Source organism: Vibrio sp. R15-SG3-ISO1B (genome assembly GCF_059833835.1).
In genome coordinates this window covers 369,462-378,635 of record NZ_JCBDGG010000029.1, presented here as the reverse complement: position 1 = coordinate 378,635, position 9,174 = coordinate 369,462, and the positions used below count along the sequence as shown (strand labels likewise).

The following is a 9,174-nucleotide window of genomic DNA, read 5'->3' as shown; positions in this document are numbered from 1 at the left end:
AGAAGTGGAGGTTTTGCCAAGCGATGGTATCCGCGTATGGGGCCTGGGCCAACAGGTTAAACAGCATCTTAGGTGTGCTGCCGCCGGAAAGTGAAATGTGAACAGGTCGGCCAAGCTCGCTGTACGATTTCATATCGTTGGCAAGGCTTTCTACCACCTGCTGCGCGGTTGAGTGGATCTTGTGATTGATCATAGTTCGCAGTAGTCCGTATCTGTCAGGTTTTTACATGGGAAGCGCCATGCACGGTTGTTTCGTGCTAACAAGTCATCAGACTCTTTTGGCCCCCAAGTACCACAAGCGTAACCAAACAGTGCTTGTGGATCTTGTTTGAAGTCGAGAATCGGTTGAACGTACTTCCAACACGCTTCAACCGCATCGCTACGGGCAAATAGAGTAGCATCTCCATTTAAGGCATCAAGCAGAAGACGCTCATAAGCCGTCAGCATTTGGGTCTCTTGCAGGTCGGCGTAGTGGAAGTTCATTTTCACTTCTTTCGCTTTAAAGCCTGCGCCTGGCTCTTTGAGACCAAAGCTCATCTGAATGCCTTCGTCAGGCTGAATTCGAATGATGAGTTTGTTTTCTGGTGCATTTTGACCAAATACAGGATGCGGCGTCTGTTTAAAGTGAATGACCACTTCAGTCACGCGAGTAGGAAGGCGTTTGCCCGTACGTACGTAAAAAGGCACACCATTCCAGCGCCAGTTGTTGATGTAAGCTTTTAGACCAATGTAGGTTTCCGTGCGCGAGTCGTCGGCAACGCCATTTTCTTCGCGGTAACCCAATAGGTGCTGGCCACGGACTTCAGACGCCGTGTACTGACCCAACACCAAATCATTGCGCAGTGCGTCTTCGTCTAACGGTTTGAGACACTGCAGAACTTTCACCACTTCATCACGCATGGAATCAGCATTGATTTGTGCTGGCGGCTCCATCCCTACCATCGCTAACACTTGCAGCAGGTGGTTTTGGAACATATCACGCACAGCGCCAGAGCCATCGTAATAGCCACCACGTTCTTCAACACCGAGAAACTCGGCGCCAGTGATCTCGACGTAGTCAATAAAGTTGCGGTTCCACAAGGGTTCGAACATCGCATTAGAGAAGCGGAACACCAGTAGGTTTTGTACCGTCTCTTTTCCTAGGTAGTGGTCAATGCGGTAAATCTGGTGCTCTTGAAAATGTTCGTGGATCTCTTTGTCCAGCTTTTGCGCAGACTCTAGGTCATAGCCGAATGGCTTTTCGATGATCAAGCGTTTCCAGCCGTCTTCTTCATTGTTCAACCCATGTTCAGCAAGGCTGGCTGGGATGACACTGTATAAACTTGGCGGTGTCGCAAGGTAGAAGAGCGTATTGCGTTGCTCGAACTGGTACTGGTTGGAAAGGTCATCCAGACGAGAGACCAATTTGCTGTAATCGGTGCTGTCTGAGGTATTGATCGCTTGGTAATGAAGATGGTTGATGAAGGCATCGAGCGTCTCTGGAACCGTCTTTTCCATCTCTTGTAGAGAGCGCTTCAACTTATCACGGTACGATTCATCACTGTATTCAGTACGACTTACACCCAAAATGGCAAAGTTCTCTGGAAGCTGCTTGTTCGCATACAGGTGGTATAACGCGGGGATCAGCTTACGGTATGTTAAATCTCCCGAAGCACCAAAAATCACGATGCTGCTGTTTTCTGGTATTACCATCATCTTTCCTTTAGAAACAAGGGTCTTAAATCTGTTGCGCCAAATTATCAGCGCAGCGAATAAATAGAAAATCGGTGCTACCTATCATCACAATAGGGAGTGCCACTTACTTTCTAGGCGTTTGAAACGGCAGGGTATTGTCTACGACAATTTGACATACATCAACTATTGAGAAGGCAATCGATCAATATTTGTCAGACTAATTTATTAAATAATTGAATAAGCAGAAAAAAGAACAGTAACCGGTAAGGCGGCGTTCGCTATGAGCTCGAAAACGATTGCGCAAAAACCAAACAGAGCGGACCAAGAGGTGATGAGATTAAGAGTCAGGTTGACTATGGTCATTTGGGCGAGCTTGAGCACATATTTGCAGCGCTCATAGAATGTGAGACACTTCGCGAACCAGGCATTGAAAAGATGAGCGATGAGCAGCGACAGCAAGCAAGATAAATCGATGGCCGTATTTCAGCGGATCAGTAAGGTGTTGGATTACATTCACCACCACATCGAAGATCCGATGACGCTGGATGAGTTGGCTCAGCAGAGTTGCTGGTCACGTTGGCAGTTGCAACGCGTTTTTCAAAACGAGACTGGCACGACAGTGGCCAATTATGTGCGAGAGCTAAAGCTCAGCGAAGCGGCTGAACGTTTGCTCGATGGTGAGGATAAGGTCATTGATATCGGCTATGCGCTCGGTTTTGGCTCGGAAGTCAGCTTTAGCCGCGCGTTTAAACACAAGTTTGGCGTCAGTCCAAGAGCGTATCGGCAGGCAGGTAAACGCACAGGGTTAAGAAAGCCTCTTCAGTTTTCCTCGGATAGAGATACAGCGTATCAGTTTGGCAATCAGGCTGCGTTTGTCCATATTCGAGTCGAATCTAAGCCCGCATTTTATGTTCGCGGCAGTCACGGTCACATCAGTGGGTTGTTTTCACCGCAGCCCAACTTCGCCACGCAAGTCCCACTGTTGTGGCAGCAGCTTGAACAGGCGCTGCCAGACTCCACTGACCAATGGCAGAGGGTAGGGGTGGTCGATACTCAGCACGCTCAATTTGATGCCGCGCCACTGACTTATTGGGCAGGGGTTGAGCTTTGCGATGCGCGGCAAATTCCAGATAGGGCGCACTCATCTACGTTGAGTACTCTGTCCGTTCCGGCTCAAACTTATGCGGTAGTCACACATAAAGGTTCGATTCGTGGACTACCGGACACCCTAGAGTGGTTTATTCTCAATTGGTTACCTAGCTCAAACTACCGCGGCGTTGATGGCTTTGAACTGGAAGTGTATCCGGCTCACTATTACTCTGAATCGCCAAGTGCAGAAATGGAGTATTGGTTGCCAATCGAGTTGCGATAAGGCGCAGTCCGCTGACTTCCACTCCTTTTTCTCTTTTCCCTCCTCCGACTGAATTGCGCGCTCGCAGCGAATAAAACACTGCCAAACAAAAGTCGGTGACTTTGCACCAAATTGTTAACTTTTACCCAATTAAAAAATTTAGAATGCAAATGATATTAATTCTTATTAAGATAAAGCATGGGTAATTGAGGACAATATGCAATCTATCACTCACTTTCAGCGCTCGACATTGACGTTGGCGCTCATTTCAGCCTTTTCTTCGCCCCTTTACGCTGCCGAAGGCGGAGACGCTTCAACGATGGACACCATCACCGTTCTGGGCGAAGCGTATCGTAACACGGCCACTAAAACGGCGTTAGAACCTGAGGAAACCCCGCAAGGGATCACCACGATTGAATCAGAGCAGTTGGAGCAACGCGGTGTCAAATCCTTGAATCAGGCGCTCCGATACGCCCCTGGCGTCGTCACAGAGAAAAAAGGGGCGTCGGTCACTATGTACGACACCTTCTCGATTCGTGGTTTTGCAAACAGTGAGAGCTATTATGATGGGCTTAAGCTTCCCTATCTAACAGGATGGAACTTGCAACCACAAATCGATCCTATTGCACTGCAACAGGTGGAGATTTTCAAAGGCCCTACCTCTGTGTTGTACGGTTCCATGCCGCCGGGCGGGATGGTGAATATGATTGCTAAATCGCCGCAGCAGCAGAGCCAAACGCGTGTGAGTGTCGCGACAGGAACCAGAAACCTGATGGAAACCTCGCTCGATACGACGGGGCAAATCGGTGAGAGTGATGTCTCTTATCGCTTGGTGGCCCTTGCTCGTAAACGAGACAGTCAAGTCGATAATGCAGAGGAAGAGCGCTACGTGATTGCTCCATCGATCGATTGGCAAGCCAGCGAGCGGACGTTAATTAACCTCAACATGTACTACCAAAAAGATCCGAACATGGGGATCAACTCAGCGCTGCCCGCGTCGGGAATGATTGACAGCAACGCCAACGGTTCAACGTCACCGTCCACTTCGGCAGGCGATGTCAATTGGAGTCAGTTTGAGCGTGAAGTGTTTATGCTCGGTTATAAAGTCAATCACGACATTAACCATCAATGGACCTTCCTACAAAACGCACGCTACGCCGATGCCTCCCTATATCAGGAAAACACTTACCACAGAGCAACGAGTTTCGATGCGTCCACTGGCGCTATGAGCCGAAACATTTACGATACGGACGAATCATCGCAGTCATTTGTCATTGACAACCAATTGTCCGGCTTAGTGACGGTCGGTCAGACTCAGCATAACCTGCTGTTTGGCATCGATTACCTCAAACTCAAAGGGGACTCCGTCTATCGTGAATACGCTGCAAACGCCGAGTTCTATGGATTCAATGTTTTTCGCCCCAACAACGCGCTGTTAGACAGAAACGCGTTGACAGAGGTGTATGACGAAACCCACAAGATTGAGACCGAACAACTGGGCTTCTACCTTCAAGACCAAGTTCGATTGGGCGATTGGGTACTGCTGGCGGGTGGACGCTATGACCGCTTCGAATCGAGTGATCGCAAAACCAGCACCACTGGGAGCGACACCGTCGATACGGCTGACCACCACCAATTTTCTTATCGCGTTGGGGCGTTGTATGAGTTTGACAATGGCCTTTCCCCGTTTGCGAGTTTTGCGACCAGTTTTGAGCCTGCCTCAGGCACAGACATCGACGGTAATGCGCTTGAACCTCAACTCGGTGAGCAAGTTGAGGTCGGGGTTAAGTACCAATCACACGATGGCGCGCAGAGCATGACGGCGTCTTACTTCCACATCACTAAGCAAGATGCGGTCTCTTATGACCCCAATGACCCTAGCTACCGCGCGAAGATTCAGCTAGGTGAAGTACGCTCTCAGGGCCTTGAGCTAGAAGGCCGCTGGTTGGTCACAAGCGTTTGGGATCTTAATGCGAGCTACACCTACATGGATATGGAAGTGACGGAGGATGTCGACAGTGCCTTAGTGGGAACGACGCCGATTTACGTGCCAGAGCACACGGCCAATCTATGGACAAATTACTATTTGTACGATGGCCCGTTGGCCGGCGCGCGTGTTGGCGGTGGTGTTCGTTATGTCGGTGCGATGCAAAGAGACGCGTATAACACCGGCGAAAAAGTGCCTGCTTATACCTTGGTGGATCTCTCTTTAGGATATGATCTTGGCGCAATGAGTGAGTCACTTAACGGCGCCGTGGCCAATCTTGTTGTGAACAACCTCTTTGATGAAGAGAGTTACACCTGCTATGACGACGCGAACTGCTGGTATGGTGAAGAGCGCTCGATTGAGCTCAATGTGAATTACGAGTTCTAACCGAGTTATTCCACGTTCTGGCTAACGGTGGGTTAAATCCAACAGTATCAAGCAGCCCAATTGGGCTGCTTTTGAACCAAGAAATGAATGCAAAATTGAATGCCTTAGACAGCAGCGCGCTGGATATTGAATCGCTCGATCCCTTTTTTCATGCGCTTTTTGAGAATTGCAAACACGTCACGCCCTTGTTAGATGGCAAGGTGAGTGTACCTGAGTGCGAGCAACTGTTACCCCAACAAACAGAGCAGAATCGACGTCTGCTCAGTGCGCTATATCAAAGGCTGAGTGAGCAACACACAAGCGCTGGAAATGGCTACTGGATAACCCGAACCTGGGACTTAGTGTGTTGGCAGCCAATGTTTGTGGCATTTGTTGCCGTCTACGCGTGTCGAGGGGTACCTAGATTTGACTCGATGGCACAAACCGTTGATGGTCATTGGGTCGCGGGATTTTCATTTGAGACCCAAGCGCATCAACATGGCGAGTTACCTAAATTGATTGAGCTTGCGGGGCGGACTTTGTCGGCGTTGTTTGAGGTTTACCGCCAAGACATTGAGTCATTTACCCGAATTAGACCGGGGTTTACTCAATCGCTGATGAGTGACGCACTGCTCAACTGTCTGGTTAAATTGTCACATTTTGAGCCGACTTTAACCTTAGAAGAAGCTAAAACACACGCTGAGTTATGGTTGTCGGCGTTTCAATTACGCCCTAGAGCGGCGCAACAACTCTATTTGGATGATGATGGGGCACTGAACATGCATCGCATCAGTTGTTGCCAGGTCTATAAATGTGAAAGCGGCAGCTATTGCGATAACTGCCCCAAGCGCGCGCGATCCCGCTAAGCGAGTTCGCTAAGGTACGCTTTGACTTTTTGAATGTGCCCCTCTCTGTCAAACTCGCTATGTTGCGAGGCAGGAAGGTAGTGATTTGCGTAGTACTGGTCCACTTCGTGCTCCAAAAACAGCAAGTACAGCTGCGGGTCAATATGCCCGCTAGTCGCCATCGATGTCATGATCTTGATCGACTCATCAAGTGTTTTGCCTTTTTTGTAAGGTCTGTCTGAGGAGGTGAGCGCTTCGAATACGTCCGCAATGGCCATTACGCGAGCTGGTATCGACAACTCCTCACCTTTAAGCCCCAATGGATAACCTTTGCCATCCATTCTCTCGTGGTGTCCCCCGGCAATCTCTGGCACCTGTTTCAAATGATCGGGATAGGGGAGACGATTGAGCATGTTGATGGTTTGAATCACGTGGTCGTTGATCAAAAAGCGCTCATCGTCATTCAAGGTGCCGCGCTTGATAGACAGGTTGTACAGCTCACCCTGATTAAACTTCAGTTCCCCAGGCTCAAGAACAAAGTTTTCTGACCAATGCTGCTTTGGATCAACGCCTTCACCCCAACTCACTTTATGTACTTGCTTGTCTGCGAGCAGTTTTTCTTTGGTGGGCAGTGGCGTTCTAGGGCCCGCGCGATCTTTCTCAATCCACGAGATACCCAATTGGTCATCGAGCGTGCGAGTCCACTCCTTATCGGCGATGCGCTCAAGTCTCGCTACCGCGTCGTCGGTCATAAACTCACTGCCTAAATTGCACTGTGCGACAAACTCAAAGTCATCATCAAGCTCGCGAAGGGTTCGCTCTAGCTGCGCTTGTGCCTCGGCAATCTCAACGCCGTTCGCAATGTTCTGCCAATATTCGGTGTTGGCATCGGATTTGAGCAGCTCAAAGCGCATGCGAATCTCGTGGATGCGGTCGTAAATGGTTTCAAGTTTTGTGGCTTTGTCGACCACGTATTCTGGGGTGGTGACTTTCCCACAATCGTGCAGCCAAGCCGCAAGATGAAGCGCCTCCCATTGGTCGTCTTCCATCTTAAATTCGGGGAAATAGCGGCCGTCATTGTGGGCCACCTTCGTCAGGACATTCGCCAGTTCAGGAATGCGTTGGCAGTGACTGCCCGTGTAAGGGGATTTGGTATCAATCGCCGAGGCAATTAGAGAGATAAAGCCATTGAGCATCTCCTTTTGCTGCTCAATTTGCGTGATGTTCTCTTTGGCAATTTCAGCGAAACTGAGCAGTTCTTTTAAGAAGGCGTGTTTGTCGCTCTGCTCGGCGGTGATGCGTCGTTCATAACCAAGCAGTAACAGCCCGACCAGTTTTTTATTTTTGTTGTGAATGGGGAATAGATAAATGTCCGAAGTGTAGAGACGATTGGCGATGCCCTGCAGCGCTGCTTGGTGGCGCTGTAAGTGGACGATCTGGCCTTGCTCTAGCTTGGCTTTTAGCCCGTCAATCGCATGAATAAAGGCGTTGATCTCCAATTTAAACGGGATGATGGATGTGCTGGTTGCCAGTTCGAAATCGTCTTCACTGTTACTTTTACTGGTAAAGAGCACAACGCTTTCGGCTTTAGTCAGCTGATAGCTCTGTTTACACAGGGTTTTTGATAGAAGCGCGAAATCTCGGTTACTGGCCGTGTCACGCAGTAAGGTCAACATGTCATGTAGCGTGTGCTCCATCAATTGGATAGAGGCCGTTAAGTTCGAGACCTCTTTGATGATGCTGGAGGGATAGCGCGTTTTTTTAAACTCAAAACGGGTGATATTACTGGTTAGGGTAATGAGCGTTTTCAGTGGTGTCGAAATTTTTTGCGAGACAAACCAGATGATACACAGGCTCATGACCAGCATCATGATCGCCACCTGAATTTGCTTGTCTCGCATCGAAATCAATGAACCTAGCAGGTCATCGTGCGGGGTCGCTTCCGCTAATCGAAGTTTGATGTCTTTATTAAGCATCACAGGGACAAGTGTTATCGACCATTCAAGGCCCTCACTCTCTACTGTTTTATACACCACGCCATCGGAGAAGCGGTTGAATATTGGGTCAAACACGGTTTCTCGGATAGTGTCGTGAACCTCGTCGTACCGGCTGGATTGTTCTGGGAATACGGTACCGAGATTGTGATGAGCAAGCACGTTGAACTTTCGATCAAATAGTATGAGTTTAGTATGTTCAGAGAGCGCCATTGAATGCAACTTTCGCGACAGTGAATCTAGGGTAAAGTCGGCACCGATGACAAACTGGCCATTAGCGGATCGCCTTGAAAGCGTCACACCGGTGGTTTTGAGTTCATAGAAAAAGTAAGGCTCAGTCAGCTGAATCGTGCCATCTTGGCGGGTGTTTTTAAACCAAGGACGAACGCGTGGATCAAATTGGTTATCCTGTTTAAGACGCTCAGTCAGTATCTTGAGGGATGAATCAAGGAAGTAGAGGTTGTTTTTTCCATCGACACCCATCTCATGAACCATCACTTTCGCATGGCTTGGTGCGCCAAAGCGCTCTGCGTCTGCTGCGTCCTTAAAAAGGCGGATGACGTTCATATCACCCTCTTGACTGGCATAGTACATCCCCACCATCTCAGGGTTTTTCTCGAACGTCGTCACCAGAGAGGCAATCAAGCCGCGATTTTGGTGCAACGCCATACCTCGATTGAGGCTATCGCCATTGGCAATAAAATCTAACGAAGTAAAAATCGGTGCAGTGGCACTTTCAAATGTGATTTCGAGCTTTGCGCTGTTTTCGTTTGACAGCTCTTCCGCGCTCTTGTTGAGCAGCCCTTGTGAATGCTGGTAACTGGTGAACACCAGTATGATCGCAGCGATTGACGTTAGTGCCAAAAAGAGACTGGTGATGTGAATGGTCAGGGAATACCGGCGTTTCTTCATTCAATTTATCCGCTTAAATACAATACCTTATAGCTCTAGCGTAGA

Annotated in this window: 6 protein-coding genes; 3 read left to right on the top strand and 3 right to left on the bottom strand. The window is 49.0% G+C overall.

The window, feature by feature from the left end; all coding sequences use genetic code 11:
• Together AC6R0S_RS08660 and zwf are read right to left on the bottom strand one after the other, a co-directional pair.
• Nucleotides 1-193: 6-phosphogluconolactonase (locus tag AC6R0S_RS08660; protein ID WP_500637721.1), on the bottom strand; the 193-nt coding region annotated here is incomplete at its 3' end.
• Entirely contained in the window at nucleotides 190-1,692 is a 1,503-nt protein-coding gene (gene zwf / locus AC6R0S_RS08655; RefSeq protein WP_334552192.1) for a glucose-6-phosphate dehydrogenase, read from the bottom strand. The genes zwf and AC6R0S_RS08660, both read right to left, overlap by 4 nt.
• Nucleotides 1,693-2,116: 424 nt before the next feature.
• Between zwf and AC6R0S_RS08650 the strand changes: the two genes are divergently transcribed.
• The 3 genes from AC6R0S_RS08650 to AC6R0S_RS08640 all read left to right on the top strand — a co-directional run bounded on the left by AC6R0S_RS08650 (nucleotide 2,117) and on the right by AC6R0S_RS08640 (nucleotide 6,244).
• Nucleotides 2,117-3,046 (top strand): GyrI-like domain-containing protein, encoded by a 930-nt coding sequence (locus AC6R0S_RS08650; protein ID WP_500632976.1) that lies wholly within the window; start codon nucleotides 2,117-2,119, stop codon nucleotides 3,044-3,046.
• 196 nt (nucleotides 3,047-3,242) lie between these two features.
• The gene (locus tag AC6R0S_RS08645) at nucleotides 3,243-5,399 is read left to right on the top strand and encodes a TonB-dependent siderophore receptor (protein ID WP_500637720.1); all 2,157 of its coding nucleotides are present in this window, start codon (nucleotides 3,243-3,245) and stop codon (nucleotides 5,397-5,399) included.
• Nucleotides 5,400-5,482: 83 nt separating this feature from the next.
• Nucleotides 5,483-6,244 (top strand): siderophore ferric iron reductase, encoded by a 762-nt coding sequence (locus AC6R0S_RS08640; protein WP_500637719.1) that lies wholly within the window; start codon nucleotides 5,483-5,485, stop codon nucleotides 6,242-6,244.
• Here AC6R0S_RS08640 and AC6R0S_RS08635 read toward each other — a convergent pair.
• Nucleotides 6,241-9,129, bottom strand: a complete 2,889-nt coding sequence (locus AC6R0S_RS08635; protein WP_500637718.1) for an HD domain-containing phosphohydrolase — start codon at nucleotides 9,127-9,129, stop codon at nucleotides 6,241-6,243. The genes AC6R0S_RS08640 and AC6R0S_RS08635 overlap by 4 nt on opposite strands.
• Nucleotides 9,130-9,174 lie beyond the last annotated feature (45 nt).